The sequence below is a fragment of the Rhodococcus gordoniae genome (assembly GCF_001646655.1).
In the GTDB taxonomy this organism is placed as follows: Bacteria; Actinomycetota; Actinomycetes; order Mycobacteriales; family Mycobacteriaceae; genus Rhodococcus; species Rhodococcus gordoniae.
In genome coordinates, this window is the sequence record NZ_LPZN01000003.1 from 261,714 (window position 1) to 285,406 (window position 23,693).

Genomic DNA, 23,693 nt, shown 5'->3' on the forward strand with positions numbered 1-23,693 from the left:
ACCGGATGCAGTGGCACTGTCGGGACATTCATCGTGTGCCGAGTCCGTTTCGTAACGGATGTGTCATCGTTCGGTACGAGCGGCCGGAACGATTGGGGAAGAGCACGAGGCCCGACCCCACCGGAGTGGGATCGGGCCTCGCGTGGCTCTACGGGCAGATCGGAAGTCCTTTCCGCCCGGAGGGGCGGATCAGAAGTCCATGCCGCCCGGAGGGGCGGATCAGAAGTCCATGCCGCCCATGCCGCCGGTGGGGTCGCCCGCGGGAGCGGCGGCCTTCTCCGGCTTGTCGGCGACGACGGCCTCGGTGGTCAGGAACAGGGCCGCGATCGACGCAGCGTTCTGCAGCGCCGAGCGGGTGACCTTGACCGGGTCGTTGATGCCCGCTTCGAGCAGGTCCTCGTAGTCGCCGGTCGCAGCGTTGAGGCCGTGGCCGGCCTCGAGGTTGCGGACCTTCTCGGCGACGACGCCGGGCTCGAGGCCGGCGTTGAAGGCGATCTGCTTCAGCGGCGCCTCGAGGGCGACCTTGACGATGTTGGCACCCGTGGCCTCGTCGCCCTCGAGCTTGAGGTCGTCGAGAACCGGAGCGGCCTGCAGCAGAGCCACGCCACCACCGGCGACGATGCCCTCCTCGACGGCAGCCTTCGCGTTGCGGACGGCGTCCTCGATGCGGTGCTTGCGCTCCTTGAGCTCGACCTCGGTCGCGGCACCGGCCTTGATGACGGCGACGCCGCCGGCCAGCTTCGCGAGGCGCTCCTGCAGCTTCTCGCGGTCGTAGTCCGAATCCGACGCCTCGATCTCGGCGCGGATCTGGTTGACGCGACCGGCGATGGCGTCGGGATCGCCCGCGCCCTCGACGATGGTGGTCTCGTCCTTGGTGACGACGACCTTGCGGGCCTGGCCGAGCAGCTCGATGCCGGCGGTCTCGAGGGAGAGGCCGACCTCTTCGCTGACGACCTCGCCACCGGTGAGGATGGCGATGTCGGCGAGCTGGGCCTTGCGGCGGTCGCCGAAGCCCGGAGCCTTGACGGCGACCGACTTGAAGGTGCCGCGGATCTTGTTGAGGACCAGGGTGGACAGAGCCTCACCCTCGACGTCCTCGGCGATGATCAGCAGCGGCTTGCCCGACTGGATGACCTTCTCGAGCAGCGGCAGCAGGTCCTTGACCGTGGAGATCTTGGAGCTGACGAGCAGGATGTAGGGATCCTCGAGCACGGCCTCCTGACGCTCTGCGTCGGTGGCGAAGTAGAGGGAGATGTAGCCCTTGTCGAAGCGCATACCCTCGGTCAGCTCGAGCTGGAGGCCGAAGGTGTTCGACTCCTCGACGGTGATGACACCTTCCTTGCCCACCTTGTCGATGGCCTCGGCGATGAGCTCACCGATCGCGGGATCGCCGGCGGAGATGCCCGCGGTGGCAGCGATCTGCTCCTTGGTCTCGACCTCCTTGGCGGTGTCGAGCAGCTTGGCGGTGACGGCCTCGACGGCCTTCTCGATGCCGCGCTTCAGGCCGAGGGGGTTGGCACCCGCGGCAACGTTGCGCAGACCCTCGCGGACGAGCGCCTGGGCGAGCACGGTAGCGGTGGTGGTGCCGTCACCCGCGACGTCGTCGGTCTTCTTGGCAACTTCCTTGACCAGCTCGGCGCCGATCTTCTCGTACGGATCCTCGAGCTCGATCTCCTTGGCGATGGAGACACCGTCGTTGGTGATCGTGGGGGCGCCCCACTTCTTCTCGAGAACGACGTTGCGACCCTTGGGGCCCAACGTCACCTTGACTGCGTCGGCGAGGCTGTTGAGGCCACGCTCGAGGCCGCGACGGGCCTCTTCGTCGAACGCGATGATCTTGGCCATTGCGAAGTGATCCTCCGGGTATGGGGTGACACCGGAGCGATCGCTCGTCGGATCGCTCCATGTACGCCTTCGGCCGGAAGCAGTGCCCGCGACGGACGACCAGGGGTGTCGAAAACCCGGTCTCACCCTACCGACCTGGCACTCACGTGTTGCGAGTGCTAAGTGCATTCTTAGCACTCGGGGGTGGCGAGTGCAAGATTACCGGCACCCGCCACCCCCGTCACGAAATCCGTGGAAGAGCTACTACGCCCTCACTCACCGCGGCGTCGAACCGACACCCACGGCGCACCACTGCCCCGTTGCCGTGTTGACCGCGAACGACTGGGCGCCGACGCACGTGACGCCGGTGGTGTCGGCCGTCGCGCCCGAACCCCAGCCGGCCACCGACAGGGTCGTCGCCGGACCTTGGGCCCACGAGTGGCTCAATCCCCCGCCGAGCGCGTACGCGAACGAACGACCGCCATCACGGGCAGCGCTGAGCGCCGTGCCGAAGCCCGTCGCATGGGCTTCGGCGGCGCCGGCCGACTCGGCCACGGACACCGCGGTGCCGCTGTCGGCCGCATACGCCCGAGCGAACGCACCCTCGGCCGTCGCGCCGCAACTGGCGGTGTCGGACACGAGGATGTCGTTGGCAGACGGAGGCGACACGCAGGTCACCGGCGCGGCCGTGGCGGTACCGCCACCGAAGAGCGCGGCCGAGGCCACACCGACGGCGACGAGTACACCTGCCCGGAACGAACGGCGCGCGGTGAGAGCGGAACGGAAGGAACGAATGGACAAGAACGGCTCCTCTGCACTGGAGTGCCTCTACGCGAAAGGCTGCGTCTGCGCTGAACGGGGCGAGCGCCCCGGCGGTAGGGTACCGATCACATCCGTCTCACGCGACACCACGTGTCACAGACCGGCGAGAAGTCCGGGAAGATCTGCGACCGAGTCGACGACGTGGTCGGGACGATCGACGGCCAGGTCCAGAACCGATTGCCGGAACTTGCCGGTGCGCACCAGGATTCCCGTCATCCCGAGGCGCTGACCGGGCACGACCTCCCCGGCGAGATCGTCCCCGACGACCACCATCCGATCGGGTTCGACGCCCATCCGCTCCGACGCCACGAGGAAGCCGCGCAGCGACGGCTTGCCCACCGCCACCACCGACCGTCCGGTGAGTTCCTCGAGTCCCGCCAGGTAGACACCGGTGTCGATCCGCAGCCCGTCGGCCGCCTGCCAGGCGAGCGCCCGGTGCATCGCGACCACCGGGACGTCCTCGAGCATCAGTTCGGCGACGCGACTCATCGCCCGATGCGTGAAGGCATCTCCCGCTCCACCGAGGATCACCACCTCCGGATCGTCCGCGTCCAGGACGAGACCGTCGAGATCCGCTGCGATGTCGCCCTCGTTGAGGACCCAGCAGCGCAGACCCGGATAGGTCTGCCGGACATGGTCGACGGTGAGGGACACCGCCGTGACGATCTCGTCCGGCGCCACTTCCATCCCCAGATCCGTGAGCCGCTGCGCGATCTCGGCACACGTACGCGAGGTGGTGTTGGTGAGGAAGGCGCGGCGGACGCCGTCGGCACGCAAGCGTGCCAGGACGTCCGCCGCGCCCGGGACGGGCTGCCACTCGGTGACGAGCACACCCTCGATATCGAACAACACCCCGTCCACATGCGTCATGCGTCGAGCCTATCCGCGCGGTGACTCGCGGAGAAACGCTCGGCCTACACGCTGCCGGCGAGACGCTCGGCGAGCAGGCGGGTGAAGCGTGCCGGGTCCTCGACCTCGCCACCCTCGGCGATCAGCGCCATGCCGTGGAGCAGTTCGGCGACGTCGGCGAGGGTGGTGTCGTCCGGGCGTTGCTCCCGGGCGGTGCGCAGACCCGACACGAGCGGATGGCCGGGGTTGAGCTCGAGGATCCTCTTGACCCGCGGCACCGGCTGGCCCGACGCCTTGTACATCCGCTCGAGGGCGGGCGACATGCTGAAGGTGTCGCCGACGATGCACGCCGGGGAGGTCGTCAGGCGCGACGACAGGCGCACGTCCTTGACGTGCTCGTCGAGGGTCTCCTTCATCCACGACAGCAGGTCGCCGAACTCCTTCTCCTTCTCCTCGCGCTCGGCTTCGGCGATCTTCTTCTCGTCCTCCGTCCCGAGATCGACGTCGCCCTTGGCGATGGACTGGAAGCGCTTGCCCTCGAACTCCGGAACGGAGGTCACCCACATCTCGTCCACCGGGTCGGTCAGGAGCAGGACCTCGATGCCCTTGTCCCGGAACGCCTCCATGTGCGGGGAGTTCTCGAGCAGGTGCCGCGACTCGCCGGTCAGGTAGTAGATCTCGTCCTGGCCGTCCTTCATGCGCTCGACATATTCGGCGAGCGTGGTCTGCTCCTCCTCGCTCGCGGTGGAATCGAAGGACGAGATCGCCAGCAGCGTGTCGCGGTTGTCGGTGTCGGAGATCAGGCCTTCCTTGACGACCCGGCCGAACTCGCGCCAGAACGTCCGGTACTTGTCCCGGTCGTTCGCAGCCATGTCCTTGACGGTCGAGAGCACCTTCTTCGTCAGGCGGCGCCGGATGGCCCGGATCTGCCGGTCCTGCTGCAGGATCTCACGAGAGACGTTGAGCGACAGGTCCTGCGCGTCGACGACACCCTTGACGAAACGCAGGTACTCGGGGACGAGATCCTCGCAGTCGTCCATGATGAACACGCGCTTGACGTACAGCTGCACCCCGGTCCGCCGTTCGCGCGCGAACAGGTCGAAGGGCGCGTGTTCCGGGATGAACAGCAGCGCCTGGTACTCGAAGGTGCCCTCGGCCTTGAGCGGGATGACCTCGAGCGGCTCGTCCCAGGCGTGGGCGATGTGCTTGTAGAAGTCCGTGTACTCCTCCTCGGAGACCTCGTCCTTCGAGCGTGCCCACAGCGCCTTCTGCGAGTTGAGGGTCTTGGTCTCGAAGGTGACCTCGTCGGTGCCGTCCTCCGTCTTCGTGGTGCGCGAGACCTCCATGCGGATGGGCCAGGCGATGAAATCCGAGTACTTCTTGACGATCTCCTCGAGCTTCCACTGCGAGGTGTAGTCGAAGAGGTGGTCCTCGGCGTCCTCGGGCTTGAGATGCAGGATCACCGAGGTGCCCTGCGGAGCGTCGTCGACCTCGGCGATGGTGTAGGTGGATTCGCCGCTGGACTCCCAGCGTGTACCGGTCTTCTCCCCCGCCTTGCGCGTGACCAGGGTGACCTTGTCGGCGACCATGAACGACGAGTAGAAGCCGATACCGAACTGACCGATCAGCTCCTCGGAGGCCGCGGCGTCCTTGGCCTCGCGCAACTTCTGACGGAGTTCGCCGGTACCGGACTTCGCGAGGGTGCCGATGAGATCGACCACCTCGTCGCGGTTCATGCCGATGCCGTTGTCGCGCACGGTCAGGGTGCGCGCGTCCTTGTCGACCTCGAGCTCGATGTGCAGGTCGGAGGTGTCGACCTCGAGATCCTTGTCGCGGAACGACTCCAGCCGGAGCTTGTCCAGGGCGTCCGACGCGTTGGAGATCAACTCGCGCAGGAAGGTGTCCTTGTTCGAGTAGATCGAGTGGATCATCAGATCCAGCAACTGTCGCGTCTCGGCCTGGAATTCACGCTGTTCGACGTTCGTACTCATTCCGGGTTCCCTTTCCACAAGCAGAACTTCCCCGGAAATAGTAAGCCGTTCGCGAGCCCGGCCCGTTCGCGCTTCCGGGTCCATGATGGAGGTGCAGGCTTCGTCGTTCACAGGAGGTTGCGATGACGGTTCGTCGGACGGTGGTCGTCGGTGCGGGAATCGTGGGCTTGTCCACCGCATGGTTCCTGCAGGAGCGCGGCATCGAGGTCACGGTGCTCGACCGGGTCGGGGTGGCGGGCGACTCCTCGTGGGGCAACGCCGGGTGGCTCGCGCCGGCACTGACCTTGCCGCTGCCCGAGCCGGCGGTGCTGCGCTACGGGCTGCGGTCGATGTTCCGGCCGTCGTCGCCGGTGTACGTGCCGCCTACGACCGATCTGCGGCTGTTGCGTTTCCTCGCCGACTTCGCCCGGCACTGCACGACGCGGCGCTGGACGTCGTCGATGGAGATCTTCGCGCGCGCCAATCGCCTCGCCCTGGGTGCCTACGACGATCTCGCCCGCGGTTCCGGGGGCACGATCGTCACCGAGCCGACGCGAGTGGCCGATCCGTTCCTGGCGGCGTTCACCTCGGACGACGACCGTCGCGTGCTGGTCGAGGAGTTCGAACACGCGCGCACCGCCGGCAGCGAGATCGACTTCGACCTGCTCGACACCGACACGCTGCATTCGCTCGAACCGCTGCTCGGGGACGCGGTGCGGGTGGGTATCCGCATCCGGGGACAACGGTTCATCGACCCGCCTCGGTTCGTTGCCTCGCTGGCGCACGCCGTGCGCGCACGGGGCGCGGAGATCGTCACGGGCGCCGACGTGGAGGAGGTGCGCGACACCGGTCGCGGGGTGGACGTCGTCGTCGCCGGCGGGGACCCGCGTTCGGCGGATGCCGTGGTGCTCGCGAACGGGGCGTGGCTGGGAGCGCTCGCCCGGTCGTTCGGTGTGCGCACACAGGTCCAGGCCGGTCGCGGCTACAGCTTCAGCGTGCGACCTCCGAGCATTCCGAAGAACCCGGTCTATTTCCCCGCGCAGCGGGTGGCGTGCACACCCCTCCACGACAGGTTCCGTGTTGCGGGAATGATGGAGTTCCGCAGCCCCGACGCCCCACTCGACCCGCGGCGCATCCGGGCGATCGTCGACGCGACACGTCCGCTGCTGCGCGAGGTCGACTGGGACGGGCGTACCGAGGAGTGGGTGGGCTCGCGGCCGTGTACGGCGGACGGGCTCCCGCTGATCGGCCGTACCCGCTCGGATCGGGTGTACGTCGCCGGCGGGCACGGGATGTGGGGCGTGGCGCTCGGCCCCCTCACCGGCAGGCTGCTCGCCGGATCGATGACCGGTGAGCCGGATCCCTTGCTCAAGGCGTTCGATCCGCTGCGCTGACCGGACCGGTTCCGAGCCGGTCGCGCACGCGGTCGAACCAGTCGAGGACCGCCCGTTCGTAGAGGATGCCGAAATCGAGTGTCGCTGCGGCGTGCGGCGGGAGGATGTCCGCAGCCGCCTCCCGTTCGTAATCGGCGAGTTGCTCCTCGTGTCTGCGTCGATGGTCGGCGAGCATCGCGGCGAGGCGCTCGGGCGGGAGGTGATCGCCGAAGGCGACGGTCAGCAGCAGCGGGTGCCTGATGTTCTCGTCGCCCGGCTCGCGGTCGATCCATTCGGCGAAGGCCCGGCGCCCGGCGTCGGTCAACAGGAAGGGCTTGCGGTCGCGCGGCCCCTTCTCACCCGCCTCGATCAGGCCCTGCCGTTCCATCGTGGCCAGTTCCCGGTAGACCTGGCTCGTCGTCAGCGACCAGAACTTGCCGATGCGGGTCTGCGCGGTGGATACCAGGTCCCAGCCCGTTTTGGGGCCTTCGTGGAGGAACCCGAGCAGTGACGCGGCGGTGGCGTTGAGGGGTCGTCCGGTCATGGCCGGTTCCTTTCTCGATCCGGGCACCGAAAACACTTGACATTCCACTGTGGCATATCCACCCTGGAACCAGGCGACATTCCATTGTGGAAGATCCCGGAGGGCACCATGGAACACACATCCCCCGCCGCCCCGACCCGTACCGGCACCGTGGGCCCACCGCTCCGCATCTCCGACGCCGAGCGCGAGACGATCGTCGAGCGACTGGGGCACCACCTCACCGCCGGACGGTTGACCATCACCGAGTTCGACGAGCGCGTCGCCCTGGTCTACCGCGCCACGACACGGGACGACGCCGGCGCCGTCCTCGCCGACCTGCCGCCCACGCCTGCTCCCACCCCGCCCCGGCCCGCCGGGAACACAGTCACACGTCTGCGCCTGCCGCTCCACCAACGCATCGAGTGGGGCGCCTGGGCGGCGGTGGGATCGATCAATCTCGCGGTGTGGGCGCTGGTGTCGCTGGGCACCATGTCGCCGATCTATTTCTGGCCGATCTGGGTCGTCGTTCCGTGGGGCATCGTGCTGGCGGTGCGCACCGCGCTCGGGATCGAGGGCGGGCCCGGCCGCCGCAGTGTGCCCGGTAAGCGCGGAAACAACGGTCCGGCGGGTCCGACCTGTCTGCGATAGTCGGGACGAGCCGTGCCCATCCCGGGCATCCCGCACGCCGGAGACGGAGCCGCCGATGTTTCTGCTCGACGACAGGCTGATGTTCGGCGCCGGAGATCTCACCCGCGCCGCATCGTGCGAATTCGCACTGCTCCGCACGTTCGACTCGGTACTGGGCCGCGTCCCCCGCCCCGAGGCGGAACCCGACGCGATGCTCGAACGCGTCGCCGCACTCGGCGGACACCACGAACAGCACATCCTCGACCGGTTCCGCGCGCAGGTGGGCACGGACGAGGTCGTCGAGATCCCCCGACCCGCCCACACCGCGCAGGCCCTCGCGGAAGCCGCGCAGGCCACCCTCGAGGCCGTTCGCGCCGGCGCACCCGTCGTCTGTCAGGGTGCGTTCTTCGAGACCGGCCCGGATCCGGCCGGCATGATCGGCTTCTCCGACTTCCTCGTCCGCGAGGACGACGGCTACGCCGTGTACGACAGCACACTGTCCCGGCACGCGAAGGTCGAGGCCCTCCTGCAGCTCGCCGCCTACGCGGACGCCCTCGCCCGCACCGGGACGCCGGTGTCCTCCCACGTACATCTCGTCCTGGGCAACGGTTCGATCGCCTCCTACCCGCTCGCGGAGGTCCTGCCGGTCTACCGGTACCGACGCGACTGTCTCGAAACCCTTCTCACGTCGCACGGCGCTGCCACCGGACCGGCGCGGTGGGGATCGGGCGGGCACACCGCGTGCGGTCGCTGCGACGAGTGCGCCCCGGAGATCGAGCGGAACCGCGACCTGCTGCTGGTCGCCGGGATGCGCAGCACCCAGCGGCTGCGGCTGATCGACGCGGGCGTGTCGACCATCGACGATCTCGCCGCACGTGAGACACCCGTCGGCGGGATGGCGCGCCGCACCTTCGACACCCTGCGGGCGCAGGCACGGGCCCAGCTCGAGGAGGAGAAGCAGGGCGCCCCCTACGCCGAGGTCTACGATGCCACCCCGCTCGGCGTCCTGCCCGCCCCCGACGAAGGCGACATCTTCTTCGACTTCGAAGGCGACCCGCTGTGGTCCGAGGGCGGCAGTTCCGAATGGGGACTCGAGTACCTGTTCGGTGTCGTGGAGGGCACCGCCGACGCACCGGTCTTCCGGCCGTTCTGGGCGCACGACCGCCGGCAGGAGCGACAGGCGCTGCTGGATTTCCTCGACTACGTCACCGACCGCCGGCGCCGGCACCCGAAGATGCACATCTACCACTACGCCCCCTACGAGAAGACGGCTCTGCTGCGGCTGGCCGGTCGGTACGGCGTCGGTGAGGAGATCGTCGACGACCTGCTGCGCGAGGGTGTCCTCGTCGACCTGTATCCCGTGGTGCGCAACTCGATCCGCGTGGGTGCCCGGGCGTACGGGCTGAAGGAACTCGAACCGCTCTACACCGGCGACGCCGAGGCGCGCGAGGGGGAGGTCGTCGATGCGGGCGCCTCGATCGTCGCGTACGCGGACTACTGCGCACTGCGCGACGCCGGACGCCACGAGGAGGCGGAGCGCGAACTCGCGTCGATCGCCTCCTACAACGAGGACGACTGCGTCTCGACACTGCGCCTGCGCGACTGGCTGCTCACCCACGCCCGCGACCACGGCGTCTTCCCGAGCGAGGTGACACACGACGAGGCCGCCCCCGACGCGGAAGCGCACCCCGCGGAGACGAAACTGCTCGAATTCGTCGGTGGGGCGCTGGCGGGCCACCGCACCCCCGAGCAGCAGGCCGCCGCCCTCGTGGCCGCGGCCGTGGGCTATCACCGGCGCGAGCGGAAACCGTTCTGGTGGGCGCACTTCGATCGTCTGTCCACGGCGCCGGACGAATGGGCGGACGGCCGCGACACGCTGGTCGCGGCGACGGCCGCCGTCGAGACCGACTGGCACAAGGCCACCTCCCGGCAGCGACTGCTCCGGCGCCGGTTGCGCCTCGCCGGCGAACTCGAACCGGGCAGCGCGTTGCGGGCCGATCAGGACGTCTTCCTGCTGTACGACGCGCCGGGGCCGGACGGATTGCCCGACGGCGGCGCCGGGACGCGCGCGTGGTCGCGCGGCAAGGTCGTCGAACGCACCACGGGGACGGAGCATCCCGACGTGCTCGTCGTCGACGAGCTGTTGCGGACGGACGAGGAGTACTCCGCACTGCCGGTCGCCGTCACGCCCGGTGCGCCCGTCGCGGCGAAGAACATCGACGCAGCGATCGCCTCCGCCGCCGAGGCGATGTGCAGCGGATTGCCGTCGCTGCCGTCGACCGCGGCGGTGGACGTGCTGCGCCGCATCCCTCCCCGTCTGCGCTCCGGCGGCGCGTTGCCGCCGCTCGGTGACGATACGGCGGACACCATCGTCACGGCCGTTCTCGCCCTCGACGATTCGTATCTGGCGGTGCAGGGTCCGCCCGGCACCGGCAAGACGTACACCGGGGCCCGCGTCGTGGCGTCGCTGGTGAACGAGCACGGTTGGCGGGTCGGCGTGGTCGCGCAGTCGCACTCGGTGGTCGAGAACATGCTGGCCGGCATCGTTGCGGCGGGAGTGCCGGGTGAGCGGGTCGCCAAGGCGAAATGCCAGAACCCGGAACCGACGTGGGCCGCCTTCCCGGACGCGAAGACCCTTGCGGCACATATCGGTACATCCACCGCCGGCTACGTGGTGGGCGGAACGGCCTGGGACTTCACGAATCCGAATTGCATCGCTCCCGGCAGCCTCGACCTGCTGGTGATCGACGAGGCCGGACAGTTCTGTCTCGCCGACACCATCGCCGTGGCCACGGCCGCGTCGAATCTGCTGCTGCTCGGCGACCCCCGGCAACTTCCCCAGGTCTCCCAGGGCACCCACCCCGAGCCGGTCGACGAATCCGCCCTCGGGTGGCTCGCCGAAGGGCACGGTGCGCTGCCCGCCGATCTCGGCTATTTCCTGCCGGTGACCTGGCGGATGCACCCGGATCTGTGCGCGCGGGTGTCCGACCTGTCCTACGAGGGACGACTGCACTCGAAGTCCGAGGTCACCGCGCGTCGCGCGCTCGACGGCGTCCCACCCGGTATCCGCCTGATCGAGGTGGCCCACGAGGGCAACGCGACCTGCTCGCCCGAGGAGAGCGCCGAGATCGTGCACGCGATCGCGTCCGTGCTCGGCGCCGCGTGGACGGACGACGCCGACTCGCCGCCCCGGCCCCTGGGCGAGGAGGACGTTCTGGTGGTCGCGCCGTACAACGCTCAGGTCACCCGCCTGCGACAGGATCTCGCCGCGGCGGGTCTGCACCGGGTGCAGGTGGGCACGGTCGACAAGTTCCAGGGGCGCCAGGCCGCGATGGTGTTCGTGTCGATGACGGCCTCCGCCGTCGAGGACGTGCCACGGGGGATGTCGTTCCTGCTGTCCCGCAACCGGTCGAACGTGGCACTCTCGCGCGGTGAATGGACGGCAGTGATCGTCCGGTCCTGTGCGCTGACCGATCACCTCCCGTCGACTCCCGACGACCTGATCGAACTCGGGGCGTTCCTGCGCCTGACCGAACCCGGCCCCACCGGGACGTGACCGCACTCACATCGTCCGTTAGGATCGACGGCGATCCTGTTACCTCAGGTAGCGGATACACGGGACCCGGTCCCCCGAGAACAGGAGTACACGTGTCGAAGACCCTCGAGGCCACGATCGAGATCGCCGCCTCTCCCGAGCAGGTGTGGCGCGTGGTGTCCGATCTGAAGCGGATGGGCGAATGGAGCCCGCAGTGCCGCCGGATGATCGTGCGCGGCGGGCCGGTGTCCGCCGGCACCACCACGATCAACATCAACAAGAAGGGCCTGCTCGTGTGGCCCACCACCGCGAAGGTCGTCGCCTTCGAACCCGGCCGCCGCCTGAGCTTCCGGATCAACGAGAACCGCACGATCTGGTCGTTCACCCTCGAACCCACCGCGACCGGCACCCGCGTCACCCAGCGGCGCGAAGCCCCCACCGGGACCAGCACGCTCTCGCAGACCCTGGTGAAGTATGTTCTCGGCGGCACCGAGGCGTTCGACGACGAACTGACGAGGGGGATGAACGCGACCCTCGCGCGTCTCAAGAGCGAGATCGAGACGGCCGCGCGGGTCTGACCTTCCACCCTCGGCTCACGTACGCTGGAGTGCCTGTGGACCGACAGGACCCGCCCGTTCGACGGGCGGGTCCACTGCGGTCCACAGCACACCGATCGCCAGCGATAAGAGGAGCCCGTGGCACGTAAGCCGACGCCCGCCGGAACACCCCCCACCAGCGGGGTAGCCCACATGGTCGACCTGGTCAGACATGTCGTACCGCCCATGCATCCGGGCGGCATCCCCTTCGTCGCCGCTCCGTTGGCCGTGGCGACCCTCGGCCGCCGTAAGCCCTGGCTGCGCCGCGCCGGTCTCGCATCGGCACTGGCGTGCGCCACCTTCTTCCGGCATCCGCACCGTGTGCCCCCGAACCGCGCCGGTGTGGTCGTCGCGCCCGCCGACGGCGAGATCGCTCTCGTCGACCACGCCGTGCCGCCCGCCGAACTCGGGCTCGGCAGCGAGGAGCGCCCCCGGGTCAGCATCTTCCTGTCCGTCCTCGACGTGCACGTACAGCGCAGCCCCGTCGGCGGCACCGTTCGCTCCGTGGTCCACACGCCGGGCAAGTTCCTCTCCGCCGATCTCGCCGACGCGAGCGAGGTCAACGAGCGCACCAGCATGCTGATCGAGACCCGCGACGGCGCCGAGGTCGCCGTCGTCCAGATCGCCGGGCTGCTGGCCCGTCGCATCGTCAACGACGCGCAGATCGGCGACACCCTGCCGATCGGCGACACCTACGGCCTGATCCGTTTCGGTTCCCGGGTCGACACCTACCTGCCGGCCGGGAGCACTGTGCTGGTCGAACGCGGTCAGCGCACGATCGGCGCCGAGACCGTTCTCGCTCAGCTGCCCACGCTGTCGTGAGTCCGCCTACGCAGGGTGCGCGCGCGGCCGCGACCGCACGGTCCCGCAATCGGTCCAACGTCGTCCGCCTGTTGCCGAGCGTCATCACCATCCTCGCGTTCTCCGCCGGTCTGTCGGCGGTGAAGTTCGCGCTCGACGGGGAACTCGGTACCGCTCTCGGCATGATCGGCGCCGCGGCGGTCCTCGACTCACTGGACGGCCGCATCGCCCGCATGCTCGACGCGACCAGCAAGATCGGCGCCGAACTCGACTCGTTGTCCGATGCCGTCGCGTTCGGTGTGGCACCGGCGCTGGTGCTGTACGTGACGATGCTCGACGGCAGCCCCTTCGGCTGGATCGTCGCCCTGCTCTACGCGGTGAGCCTGATCCTGCGGCTCGCGCGCTTCAACACCCTCCTCGAGGACGACAGCGTCCCCGCCTACGCCCGCGAGTACTTCGTCGGCGTGCCCGCCCCGGCGGCCGCCCTCGTCGCACTCGCGCCGGTCGCGGCCTACATCCAGTGGGGCGACGGCTGGTGGACCACCTACGCTCTGGTCGCGCTGTGGACCCTCGCAACGGCAGGCCTCGCGGTCAGCCGGCTCCCGACCTTCGCGATGAAGTCGGCGTCGGTGCCCGCACGACTCGCAGTCGTGCTGCTCGTGCTGGTCGCGGTGGCTGCGGCCGCGCTGGTCACCTACCCCTTCATCCTCATGCTCGTGCTGGTCGCGGTCTACCTCGCGCACATCCCCTTCGCGGTGCGGTCCCGGCGCTGGGTTGCGGCCCGGCCCGAGACCTGGGACATCAAGCCCTCGGAACGACGGGCCCTGCGCGCGCGTAACCGCGCCGAACGTCCGCGTCGCGTCGCGGCCCGGCGCGTCGCCACGACGGCACGATCTCAGGCGCGACTCGGGCTGCGCCGTCCGCGAGGGCGATGACATGCACGACCCGCGAGGACGCTAGTCACGTTCTAGGCTCGGCGGGGTGACCACCCCACAACTCTCACTCACCGTCCGGCTCAACACCTCCGCCGCCGACGCGCGGCGCGGTGTCGTGCGTCTGCACCCCGAAGCGCTGGCCGCGCTGGGCCTACGGGAATGGGACGCGATCGCGCTGGTGGGGGCGCGTCGCACAGCGGTCGTGGCGGGTCTCGCACCGGCCGGCACCCCCACCGGCACGATCCTGCTCGACGACGTGGTGCTGTCGAACACGGGCCTGAAGGAGGACGCGACCGTCGTCGTCGCGCCCGTGACGGTGTACGGCGCGCGCACGGTGACCGTCACCGGATCCGCCCTCGCCAGGCAGTCGATCCCCGAGACCACACTGCGTCAGGCACTGCTCGGCAAGGTCCTCACCGTCGGCGACGCGGTGTCGTTGCTGCCGCGCGATCTGGGACCGGGCACGAGCAACGCCGAGACGACGCGGGCGCTCTCACGGACGTTCGCGATCGCATGGACCACCGAACTGCTCACCGTCTCGTCGGTCGATCCGGCCGGGCCGGTGAGCGTGCAGCCGAACACCGCCGTGGTGTGGGGTGGCGCCCCGGGTGCCCTGCCGTCCACCTCCGTGCCGTCCGTCTCCGGATTCGTCGCCTCCTCCTCCGCGACCGTCCGGCCCGAACCGGCCGCCGCGCCGCCGCCGGCACCACCGGCACCGCCGGTCGAGGACCTCGTGGGTGTGCAGGCCCAGGTCGCGAAGCTGTCCGAATGGCTCACCCTCTCGCTCGACGAACCCGAACTGCTGCGCACCCTCGGTGCGTCGCCGCATCTCGGCGTGCTCGTCACCGGTCCCGCCGGAGTCGGCAAGGCGACCTTCGTACGTTCGGTCGTCTCGGGCCGGCGTCTGGTGGAGGTCGACGGACCGGGCGTCGGTGCGCTCGCCGCCGACGAACGGCTCCGCCGGATCTCCGCCGCGGCCGAATCGGTGCGCGGCGGTGGTGTCCTGCTGCTGACCGACGTCGACGCCGTGCTGCCGGCCGACACCGAACCCGTCGCGACGTTGATCCTCGACGAACTACGGCGGGTCGTCGACACCGAGGGTGCGGTGCTCGTCGCGACCACCGCACATCCCGACGACGTCGACTCCCGGCTGCGGGCACCCGAGATCTGCGACCGCGAACTGTCCCTGCCGTTGCCCGACGGCGCGACCCGCCGCGCCCTGCTCGACGTGCTGCTGCGGTCGGTGCCCTCCACCGACCTCGACCTCACCGCCGTCGCGGGTCGCACCCCCGGCTTCGTCGTCGCCGACCTCGCGGCGCTGTGCCGCGAGGCCGCACTCCGCGCGGCGTCCCGGGCCAACCGCGACGACGACGAGCCGTCGCTCGTCCAGGACGACCTGATCGGCGCCCTCGAGGTGATCCGCCCACTGTCGCGCTCGGGCACGGAGGAACTTGCGATCGGCAGCGTGAGCCTCGACGACGTCGGCGACATGATCGAGACGAAACAGGCCCTGACCGAAGCCGTGCTGTGGCCCCTCCAGCACCCGGATTCGTTCGAGCGTCTCGGTGTCGATCCGCCGCGCGGTGTGCTGCTGTACGGCCCGCCCGGGTGCGGCAAGACCTATCTCGTCCGCGCTCTCGCCGGCACCGGGCGCCTGAGCGTCCACGCCGTCAAGGGCGCCGAACTGATGGACAAATGGGTGGGTGCCTCCGAGAAGGCGGTGCGCGAACTGTTCGAGCGTGCCCGCAACTCGGCACCTGCCCTGGTGTTCCTTGACGAGATCGACGCGCTCGCGCCGCGCCGCGGACAGAGCTCGGATTCCGGGGTGTCCGACCGGGTCGTCGCATCGCTGCTCACCGAACTCGACGGTGTGGAGCCGCTGCGCGACGTCGTGGTGGTGGGAGCGACCAACCGGCCCGACCTGATCGATCCGGCGTTGCTGCGTCCCGGCCGGCTCGAACGGCTCGTGTTCGTGCCGCCGCCGGACGCCGACGCCCGCGCCGCGATCCTGAAGACCGCAGGCCGCTCGGTGCCGCTCGACGACGACGTCGACCTCGACGAGCTCGCCGCCGGACTCGACGGTTATTCGGCCGCGGACTGTTCGGCGCTGCTGCGCGAGGCCGCGCTCGCGGCGATGCGGCGCAACGTCGATGCCGCCGTCGTCACCGCGAAGGACGTCGCGACGGCCCGGGAGAAAGTGCGGCCCTCACTCGATCCCGAACAGGTCGCGCATCTGCAGGCCTACGCGGAGGGCCGTTGAGATGCCCGTCTCCACCGCGGTCCGCGTCGCCGGTCCGGCAGCCGTCCTCGCGGCCTTCCTCGCGGCTGCGGTCGCGATCCTCGTCCCGGCCGCGGGTGAGTCGGTCCTGCCGGAAGGTGCCCGCAGCGAGTGGGCTCCCGTGGTCACCGCCGCGCTGGCCGTCCTCTCGGCGGCCGGGCTTCAGCGGACCGGTTCCCGGCGCACCGCATGGATGCTGGCCGCTGCGTCGGTCGTGGTCCTCGGCTCGATCCGGTATCTCGTTCCCGCCGGTATCTCGGCCGACAGCCTGACCGTCGTCGGATGGGTGATCGCCGCGATCACCGGTGTGCTGCTCGGGGCGGCGACCGCGGGCTCGTGGGGCTCGGCGACCGGTCAGTGGGCCCTGATCGCCGGTGGATGGGCGGCCTTCCTCACCGCCGCGGCCGTGGGCTCCGAGGTTCCCGTCCACGCGCTGCGCTGGACGGTGCCGCAATGGGCACTGGCCTTCGCACTCCTCGCAACGGTCGCCGCCGCGCTGACGGTGCCCGCCGGGCTGCGCGTGCAGCGGGCCGATCCGCGACTGCTCGCGATCGTGGTGGCCGCCGCAGTGGTGCTCTCCCTCGGGTACCGCCTGCTGGGTGAATTCGTGGGCTCCCGCGCGACCGGCACGGGTGTGCTCCCGTGGCTGATCGCCGGTGGCGCGCTCGCCGTGGCGGTCGTCGGCGCCGAGATCGTCGCGCGTCTCGTCCCACCCGGCGACGACCGGTTCGTCCTCGCGGTCACCGGCGCCGTGGCCGCGGCGTACCCCGTGCTCGTGGAGTTGTGGTCGGGCATGCGGTCAGCGAGCGTGCCGTGGTGGGTGCTGCTCGTCGCGGTGGCCGCCGTGGTCGCCGGGGTCCGGCTCGCCTCCTCCCTGCCGTACGCGCTTCCCGGGCTGCTGCTCGCCGCGTCGATCTCGGCGGCGACGGTGTGGTGGCCGGAGGAGATCGGCGAGGGCATTCCGGTCGCGGTGCGGGTCGCGCTCGTCGCGCTGGGCACCGGTCTCGCGCTCGGTGCGTCGTTGCCGGGTTCGGCCTCCGTCGCGGCGCTCGGGCTCGCGCTGCCGGTGCCGGCGACGGCCGTCGTGGGAGCGGTGTGGATGCTGCCGGCGGAGCCGCAGTGGTCGGCGCTCGCATTGTTCGCCGCCGCCGTGATCTGTGCGTGGCAGGTGCGTTAGATGCTCTCACCTCCCCGATTCGCAAGCGTGCGAAGACAACCATTAGGATAGGAACAATCCGTTTTGCCCGATGACGGCGAGCGGCGTGCATGTCGGGGCGATCCCCGTTTCGGCGGTGTGCCGTCCGCTGTGACGACCGCGAGTCCTACGGCCCGCAGTCCGTTTCACCCCGCCGACAGGCCCGACCCCGACGGAGTGCCTTTTGATCGCCATACTCGTCGCCCATGCGGTTGCTGCTCTTCTGGCGCCGCTTCTGGTCAGAGTCATGGGGAGAAACGCATTCCTGCCGCTCGCGCTGGTGCCCCTCGCGAGTCTCGGCTGGGTCGTCACCAATTGGGGAACCGAGCAGAAACTGCAGATCGCGTGGGCTTCGACTCTGTCGATGAACATCGATCTGCGCTTCGACACGCTCGCGGCGATCATGTGCGTGCTCGTCCTGGGCATCGGCTCGCTGATCCTGCTCTACTGTTCGCGTTATTTCGAGGACGACGAGCCCCGCCTGGGAATCTTCGCCGCTGAGATGGTCGCCTTCGCGGGCGCGATGTTCGGCCTGGTCGTCAGCGACAACATGTTGCTGCTCTACATCTTCTGGGAACTGACGACCGTCCTGTCGTTCCTGCTCGTGGGCCACTACGCCGAGCGAGCGTCGAGTCGGCGCGCCGCCACCCAGGCCCTGCTCGTCACCACGGCCGGTGGCCTGGCCATGCTGGTCGGCATCATCATCCTCGGCGAGATGGTCGGCAGCTACAACCTCTCCGACGTCGTCGCCGCAGCACCCCACGGGTGGCTCGCCGGCGTAGCGGTGGTGCTCGTTCTCGTCGGCGCACTGTCGAAGTCCGCCGTCGTCCCGTTGCACTTCTGGCTGCCCGGCGCGATGGCCGCCCCCACCCCGGTCTCCGGATATCTTCACGCCGCTGCGATGGTCAAGGCCGGCATCTATCTCGTGGCCCGGCTCGCACCCGGCTTCGCCGACAGCGCGGCCTGGCGCCCCATCGTCATCGGTCTCGGTCTCGCGTCGATGATCCTCGCCGGCTGGCGGGCGTTCCGCGCCTTCGACCTCAAGCTCATCCTCGCATTCGGCACCGTCAGCCAGCTCGGTTTCCTCACGGCCCTGGTGGGCACGGGCAGCCGGGAAGCGGCGCTGGCCGGCCTGGCGATGGTCATCGCTCATGCACTGTTCAAAGCGTGCCTGTTCATGGTGGTCGGCATCATCGACCACTCCACCGGCACTCGCGACATTCGCAAACTCGCGCATCTCGGTTCCGCTGCCCCTTATCTGATGATGATCGCGATACTCGCGGCGGCGAGCATGGCCGGACTACCGCCGTTCATCGGTTTCGTGGCGAAGGAAGCCGCGCTGGAGTCGGCTCTGGTGGCCGAGGTGCTGCCCGACTGGGCACGGATCGCCATGACCGCGGGCATCGTGGTGGGTTCGATCCTCACCCTCGCGTACAGCATCCGGTTCATCTGGGGCGCCTTCGGCCGCAAGCAGCTCAAACGGCCGAGCCCCTCGGTGCAGAACCTGCACGCCCCCGGACCGCTGCTGCTCACCGCGCCGAGCGTCCTCGCGTTCGCCGGTCTCGCCGCGGGCTTCGCGAGCTCGTGGATCGATCACCTGATCGCCCCCTATGCCGACGAACTGCCCACCGACCTCGCGAAGCCGTACCACCTTGCGTTGTGGCACGGATTCACTCTGCCGCTCGGCCTGACCGTCGTGGTGATCGCGGGTGGCACGGCGCTGTTCCTCGCGCACCGCACCATCGCGCGCCTGCGCTTCGAGCATCCCCCGCTCGGCAACGCCGACCGGATGTACGACGCGACCCTGCAGGGCATGGACACCCTGTCCCTGCGCCTGACCGCCTTCCTGCAGCGCGGTTCGCTGCCGCTGACCCAGGCGACGATCCTCGTCACCCTGGTGGCACTCCCGACCGTGCTGATGTTCTTCTTCGGAACGAGCGTGATGCCCGCGACACGCGCATGGGACTCGGTCTGGCAGCTCGCCGTGGGACTGCTCATGATCGTCGCCGCGATCACGACGACGATACTGCGCAACCGCCTCGCCGCCCTGCTGGTCGTCGGTGTGACCGGCTACGGGCTCGGGGTGCTGTTCGCGCTCCAAGGCGCCCCCGACCTCGCGCTCACCCAGTTCCTCGTCGAGACCGTCACCCTCGTGATGTTCGTGCTGGTCCTGCGCAAGCTGCCCGCCGAGACCGACCCGGCTGCGGTGATGGGCAGCAAGTTCGCCCGCGCCCTGCTCGGCATCGCGGTCGGTGCGGTAGTCGTCGGCATCGGCGCCTACGCGGTCGCGGCACGCACCACCGATCCGATCTCGCTGCTGCTGCCCGATGCCGCCTACTACGGTGGCGACGGCAAGAACGTCGTCAACGTCCTGCTCGTCGACATCCGCGCCTGGGACACCCTGGGCGAGATCTCGGTGCTGCTGGTCGCCGCGACCGGCGTGGCCAGCCTGGTGTTCCGCACCCGCCGCTTCGGCACCGCCCCGCGTGTGGCGGATGCTCCCGCAGCGCAGCTCGACGCGGTTTCCGCCAGCAACGAGACGACCTGGCTGCTCGGCGGCGATCTCATCGATCCGCGCTACCGCTCGCTGGTCCTCGAGGTCACCACCCGGCTGGTCTTCCCCACCCTGATGATTCTGTCGGTGTACTTCTTCTTCTCCGGGCACAACGCTCCCGGTGGCGGCTTCGCGGGCGGTCTCGTCGCCGGTCTCGCGCTCGTCCTGAGGTACCTGGCCGGCGGACGCTACGAGCTCGGAGAGGCGGTTCCCATCGACGCCGGCAAGATCCTCGGCCTCGGACTCACCTTCGCCGCCGGAACGGCACTGGTGTCGATGTTCCTCGGCGCCCCGGCGCTGTCGTCCGCCACGGTCGAGTTGACCCTGCCGGTGCTCGGTGACATCAAACTCGTGACCGCGTTGTTCTTCGACCTGGGGGTGTATCTCATCGTGGTCGGCCTGATCCTGGACGTGTTGCGCAGCCTCGGTGCGCGCCTCGACGCCGAGACCGTGGGTGAGAGCCGATGACCGCGAACATCACGCTCCTCGCCGTCGTCGGTGTACTCGTCGCGTCCGGTGTGTACCTGCTGCTCGAACGCAGCATCATCAAGATGCTGCTGGGCCTGTTGCTGGCCGGCAACGGCATCAACCTGCTGCTGCTCACCCTCGGCGGTCCCGCGGGCCATGCCCCGATCGTGGGCGTCGAGAGCGACCTGAACGAGGGCATGGCCGACCCCCTCGCCCAGGCGATGATCCTCACCGCGATCGTGATCACGATGGGTATCGCAGCCTTCGTCCTGGCACTGACCTACCGCTCCTACACCTTCCGGGCACGTGACGAGATCGAGAACGACCCCGAGGACACCCTCGTCTCGAAGCGACGCAGCATCGCCGACCTGCCCTCGCGCGACCGATCCGACGACCCCCTCACCGGCATCCCGAGCAAGGGCGGTGACGCGTTCGACGCCGAGGGCAATCCCATCCCGCTCGACCAGCTCAAGAACATCGAGGATCTCGAGGCGTACGAGGATCTGCACGACGGGGATTTCGACGATCCCACCGACTCGGCCTACGCCCGGAACCGCGACGAGACGGACCGGAACCACGAGAGCACCCGAAAGGGGGAGCGCCGATGAACCTCGGTGTCGCGAACCTCGTTCCCCTTCCCGTGCTCATCCCACTGCTGGCTGCGGCTGCCACACTGATCGTCGGCCGGCGTCCCCGCGCCCAGCGGTGGATCACCGTCGTCGCGCTGGTCGCCTCCCTCGTGGTGTGTGCGGCCCTGCTGTACTACGCCGACGCCGACGGCATCGCTGTACTCCAGATCGGCGGGTGGGAGGCGCCGATCGGTATCTCGCTGGTCGTCGACCGTCTGTCCGCGTTGATGCTGGTCGTCTCGGCGATCGTGCTGCTGGCGGTGATGCTGTTCGCCGTCGGTCAGGGTATCCACGACGGCAACGAGCAACAGCCCGTCTCGATCTTCCTGCCGACCTATCTGGCGCTCACCGCGGGCGTCAACATCGCCTTCCTCGCCGGCGACCTGTTCAACCTCTTCGTCGGCTTCGAAGTGCTGCTCGCCGCATCGTTCGTCCTGCTGACCCTGGGTGCGAGCGCCGACCGCGTACGAGCCGGCGTCTCGTACGTCATGGTTTCGATGGTGTCCTCGCTGGTCTTCCTGCTGGGCATCGCCTTCGCCTACGCCGCCACGGGCACCCTGAACCTCGCCCAGATGGCGCTGCGGATGGACGAGATCACACCGGGCACCCGGGCGGCGATCTTCGGCGTGCTGCTCGTGGCCTTCGGCATCAAGGCCGCGGTGTTCCCGCTGTCGTCGTGGCTGCCCGACTCCTATCCCACCGCCCCGGCCCCGGTCACGGCGGTCTTCGCCGGGCTGCTGACGAAGGTCGGTGTCTACGCGATCATCCGGGCGCACACTCTGCTGTTCCCGGGGGGCGAGCTCGACGACGTCCTGCTCGTCGCCGGGCTGCTCACGATGATCGTCGGCATTCTCGGTGCGATCGCGCAGAACGACACCAAGCGTCTGCTGTCCTTCACTCTCGTCAGCCATATCGGGTACATGGTCTTCGGTGTCGCCCTGTCGTCGCAGACCGGCCTCGCGGGAGCCGTCTTCTATGTGGGGCACCACATCCTCGTGCAGACCACCCTGTTCCTCGTGGTGGGTCTCATCGAACGCCAGGCCGGATCGGCGTCCCTGCGTCGCCTGGGCAGTCTCGCGGTCATGAGTCCGCTGCTGGCGGTCCTGTTCCTCATCCCGGCGCTCAACCTGGGCGGTATCCCGCCGTTCTCCGGGTTCATCGGGAAAGTGGCCCTGTTGCAGGCCGGCGCGCAGAACGGATCCGTCCTCGCCTGGGTCCTCGTGGGTGGCGGTGTGCTGACCAGCCTGCTGACGCTGTACGTCGTCGCCCGGATCTGGACGAAGGCATTCTGGCGGGCCCGCGCCGACGCACCCGAGGGCGACCTCGCCGACATCGGTCCGTCGGCCCTGATCGACGAATCCACCACCGACATCTCCTTCGAGGACCGCCCCGACGTCGGTCGGATGCCGGCCGCGATGCTCGTCCCCACGATCGGGCTCGTCGCGATCGGCGTGTCGTTGACGATCTTCGCCGGTCCGCTGCTCGACATCAGCAACCGTGCCGCCGAGAACCTGCGCGACCGCTCGGTGTACATCGAGGCCGTACTGGGGGGTGAGCAGGAATGATGAAACGCGCCAATGTCCTGCGGCTGTTCGTTCTGGGATGGACGACCCTGGTCTGGGTGCTGCTGTGGGGCACCTTCAGCATCGCCAACGTCCTCGGTGGCATGGTCGTCTCGCTCGTCGTCATGTTCGTGCTGCCGCTGCCGCGCGTGCCCGTCGAAGGTCGTGTGCACGTGGGGGCCGCCCTGCGCCTCGGTGCGGTGATCTTCGTGGAGACGATCCGCTCGACGATCAACGTGGCGTGGCTCGCGATCCGGCCCGCACCGCCGCCGGTCACCGGTGTGCTGCGCTGCCGGCTCATCATCAAGTCCGACCTCGTGCTGACCTTGTGGACGGACATCATGAACAACATCCCGGGCACCATGGTGCTCGAGATCGACCAGGTACGGCGGATCATGTACGTGCACGTCCTCGACGTGAGTACCGACAAGGCCGTGACCGACTTCTACCGTTCCGCCCGGTTGATCGAACACCTGCTCATCCGGACGTTCGAACGCGAGTCGGAGTGGCAGGCCAGCCCCTGGCGCAGCGGAACGGAGGAGCTGACATGACCGTGGCACTCGTGATCGCCGGGGCGCTGTTGTTCGTCTCCGCGCTCCTGATCACCTACCGCGTCATCGCAGGTCCCAACTCTCTCGACCGGCTCGTCGGCCTCGATGCGCTGCTCGCCCTGGGGATCTGCGGGATCGCGATCTGGGCGGTGTACACGCGTGACACCACGGTGCTGCCGGCGACGGTGGCGCTGTCGCTGGTCGGCTTCATCGGTTCGGTGTCCGTGGCTCGCTTCCGGGTGCGTGACGAACAATGACGACCGTCCTCGACACCTTCGCCCACATCCTGATCATCCTCGGCGCGGTGATCTCGCTGACCGCCGCGATCGGCGTGGTCCGTTTCCGCGACACCCTGTCGCGCATGCATCCGGCCACCAAGCCGCAGGTGGTGGGTCTGTTGTTCGTGCTGGGTGGCGCGATGATCATCCTGCGCAGTTCCGTCGACATCTGGATGATGGCGCTGGCGGGCATGTTCATGGTCCTCACGGCACCGGTGATCGCGCACCGCGTCGGTCGCGTCGCCTATCGGGAGCAGCTCGGTCGCGACGGCCTGCTCGACGAGGACGCTCCCGGCGGAGGCTGACGGCGATCGGCCGGTTCT

General features: G+C 69.2%; 19 protein-coding genes. 14 read left to right on the forward strand and 5 right to left on the reverse strand.

Annotated features, from left to right (window positions below):
- Positions 1-219 precede the first annotated feature (219 nt).
- From groL to htpG, 4 genes are all read right to left on the reverse strand, one after another.
- Positions 220-1,845 (reverse strand): chaperonin GroEL, encoded by a 1,626-nt coding sequence (groL, locus tag A8G18_RS03020; RefSeq protein ID WP_016932760.1) that lies wholly within the window; start codon positions 1,843-1,845, stop codon positions 220-222.
- A 255-nt stretch (positions 1,846-2,100) separates the two neighbouring features.
- Positions 2,101-2,625, reverse strand: coding sequence for a DUF6764 family protein (locus A8G18_RS03025; RefSeq protein ID WP_016932759.1), 525 nt, complete (start codon positions 2,623-2,625; stop codon positions 2,101-2,103).
- Positions 2,626-2,739: 114 nt separating this feature from the next.
- Positions 2,740-3,516, reverse strand: coding sequence for an HAD-IIA family hydrolase (locus tag A8G18_RS03030; RefSeq protein ID WP_064062655.1), 777 nt, complete (start codon positions 3,514-3,516; stop codon positions 2,740-2,742).
- A gap of 44 nt (positions 3,517-3,560) precedes the next feature.
- A complete protein-coding gene (gene htpG / locus A8G18_RS03035) occupies positions 3,561-5,486 on the reverse strand; it encodes a molecular chaperone HtpG (protein WP_064062656.1) in 1,926 nt (641 codons plus the stop codon).
- Between the two features lie 122 nt (positions 5,487-5,608).
- Between htpG and A8G18_RS03040 the strand changes: the two genes are divergently transcribed.
- Positions 5,609-6,859, forward strand: coding sequence for an NAD(P)/FAD-dependent oxidoreductase (locus tag A8G18_RS03040; RefSeq protein ID WP_064062657.1), 1,251 nt, complete (start codon positions 5,609-5,611; stop codon positions 6,857-6,859).
- Here A8G18_RS03040 and A8G18_RS03045 read toward each other — a convergent pair.
- On the reverse strand, positions 6,834-7,382 hold the full coding sequence (locus tag A8G18_RS03045) for a PadR family transcriptional regulator (RefSeq protein WP_016935023.1): 549 nt from the start codon (positions 7,380-7,382) through the stop codon (positions 6,834-6,836). The genes A8G18_RS03040 and A8G18_RS03045 overlap by 26 nt on opposite strands.
- Positions 7,383-7,490: 108 nt before the next feature.
- On the opposite strand from A8G18_RS03045, the gene A8G18_RS03050 reads away from it, so the two are divergent.
- The 13 genes from A8G18_RS03050 (at position 7,491) to mnhG (ending at position 23,675) form a co-directional block, all read left to right on the forward strand.
- Complete coding sequence (locus A8G18_RS03050) at positions 7,491-8,009, forward strand: DUF1707 SHOCT-like domain-containing protein (RefSeq protein WP_064062658.1); 519 nt, start codon at positions 7,491-7,493, stop codon at positions 8,007-8,009.
- A gap of 55 nt (positions 8,010-8,064) precedes the next feature.
- Complete coding sequence (locus A8G18_RS03055; RefSeq protein WP_064062659.1) at positions 8,065-11,544, forward strand: TM0106 family RecB-like putative nuclease; 3,480 nt, start codon at positions 8,065-8,067, stop codon at positions 11,542-11,544.
- Between the two features lie 92 nt (positions 11,545-11,636).
- Positions 11,637-12,101, forward strand: a complete 465-nt coding sequence (locus tag A8G18_RS03060; RefSeq protein ID WP_016932476.1) for an SRPBCC family protein — start codon at positions 11,637-11,639, stop codon at positions 12,099-12,101.
- Positions 12,102-12,218: 117 nt separating this feature from the next.
- The gene (locus tag A8G18_RS03065; RefSeq protein WP_026002919.1) at positions 12,219-12,941 is read left to right on the forward strand and encodes a phosphatidylserine decarboxylase; all 723 of its coding nucleotides are present in this window, start codon (positions 12,219-12,221) and stop codon (positions 12,939-12,941) included.
- On the forward strand, positions 12,938-13,855 hold the full coding sequence (locus tag A8G18_RS03070) for a CDP-alcohol phosphatidyltransferase family protein (protein ID WP_016932478.1): 918 nt from the start codon (positions 12,938-12,940) through the stop codon (positions 13,853-13,855). The genes A8G18_RS03065 and A8G18_RS03070 overlap by 4 nt, the downstream gene beginning before the upstream one ends.
- Before the next feature lie 46 nt (positions 13,856-13,901).
- A complete protein-coding gene (locus A8G18_RS03075; protein WP_016932479.1) occupies positions 13,902-16,115 on the forward strand; it encodes an AAA family ATPase in 2,214 nt (737 codons plus the stop codon).
- Between the two features lies 1 nt (position 16,116).
- On the forward strand, positions 16,117-17,310 hold the full coding sequence (locus A8G18_RS03080) for a hypothetical protein (RefSeq protein ID WP_064062660.1): 1,194 nt from the start codon (positions 16,117-16,119) through the stop codon (positions 17,308-17,310).
- Positions 17,311-17,512: 202 nt separating this feature from the next.
- Entirely contained in the window at positions 17,513-20,350 is a 2,838-nt protein-coding gene (locus A8G18_RS03085) for a Na+/H+ antiporter subunit A (protein WP_026002920.1), read from the forward strand.
- Entirely contained in the window at positions 20,347-20,958 is a 612-nt protein-coding gene (locus A8G18_RS03090) for a Na(+)/H(+) antiporter subunit C (RefSeq protein ID WP_064062661.1), read from the forward strand. Before A8G18_RS03085 ends, A8G18_RS03090 begins: the two co-directional genes overlap by 4 nt.
- Entirely contained in the window at positions 20,955-22,544 is a 1,590-nt protein-coding gene (locus A8G18_RS03095; protein WP_064062662.1) for a Na+/H+ antiporter subunit D, read from the forward strand. Before A8G18_RS03090 ends, A8G18_RS03095 begins: the two co-directional genes overlap by 4 nt.
- The gene (locus A8G18_RS03100) at positions 22,544-23,092 is read left to right on the forward strand and encodes a Na+/H+ antiporter subunit E (RefSeq protein WP_064062782.1); all 549 of its coding nucleotides are present in this window, start codon (positions 22,544-22,546) and stop codon (positions 23,090-23,092) included. The genes A8G18_RS03095 and A8G18_RS03100 overlap by 1 nt, the downstream gene beginning before the upstream one ends.
- On the forward strand, positions 23,089-23,349 hold the full coding sequence (locus A8G18_RS03105; protein ID WP_016932485.1) for a monovalent cation/H+ antiporter complex subunit F: 261 nt from the start codon (positions 23,089-23,091) through the stop codon (positions 23,347-23,349). Before A8G18_RS03100 ends, A8G18_RS03105 begins: the two co-directional genes overlap by 4 nt.
- A complete protein-coding gene (gene mnhG / locus A8G18_RS03110; RefSeq protein ID WP_016932486.1) occupies positions 23,346-23,675 on the forward strand; it encodes a monovalent cation/H(+) antiporter subunit G in 330 nt (109 codons plus the stop codon). Before A8G18_RS03105 ends, mnhG begins: the two co-directional genes overlap by 4 nt.
- Positions 23,676-23,693 lie beyond the last annotated feature (18 nt).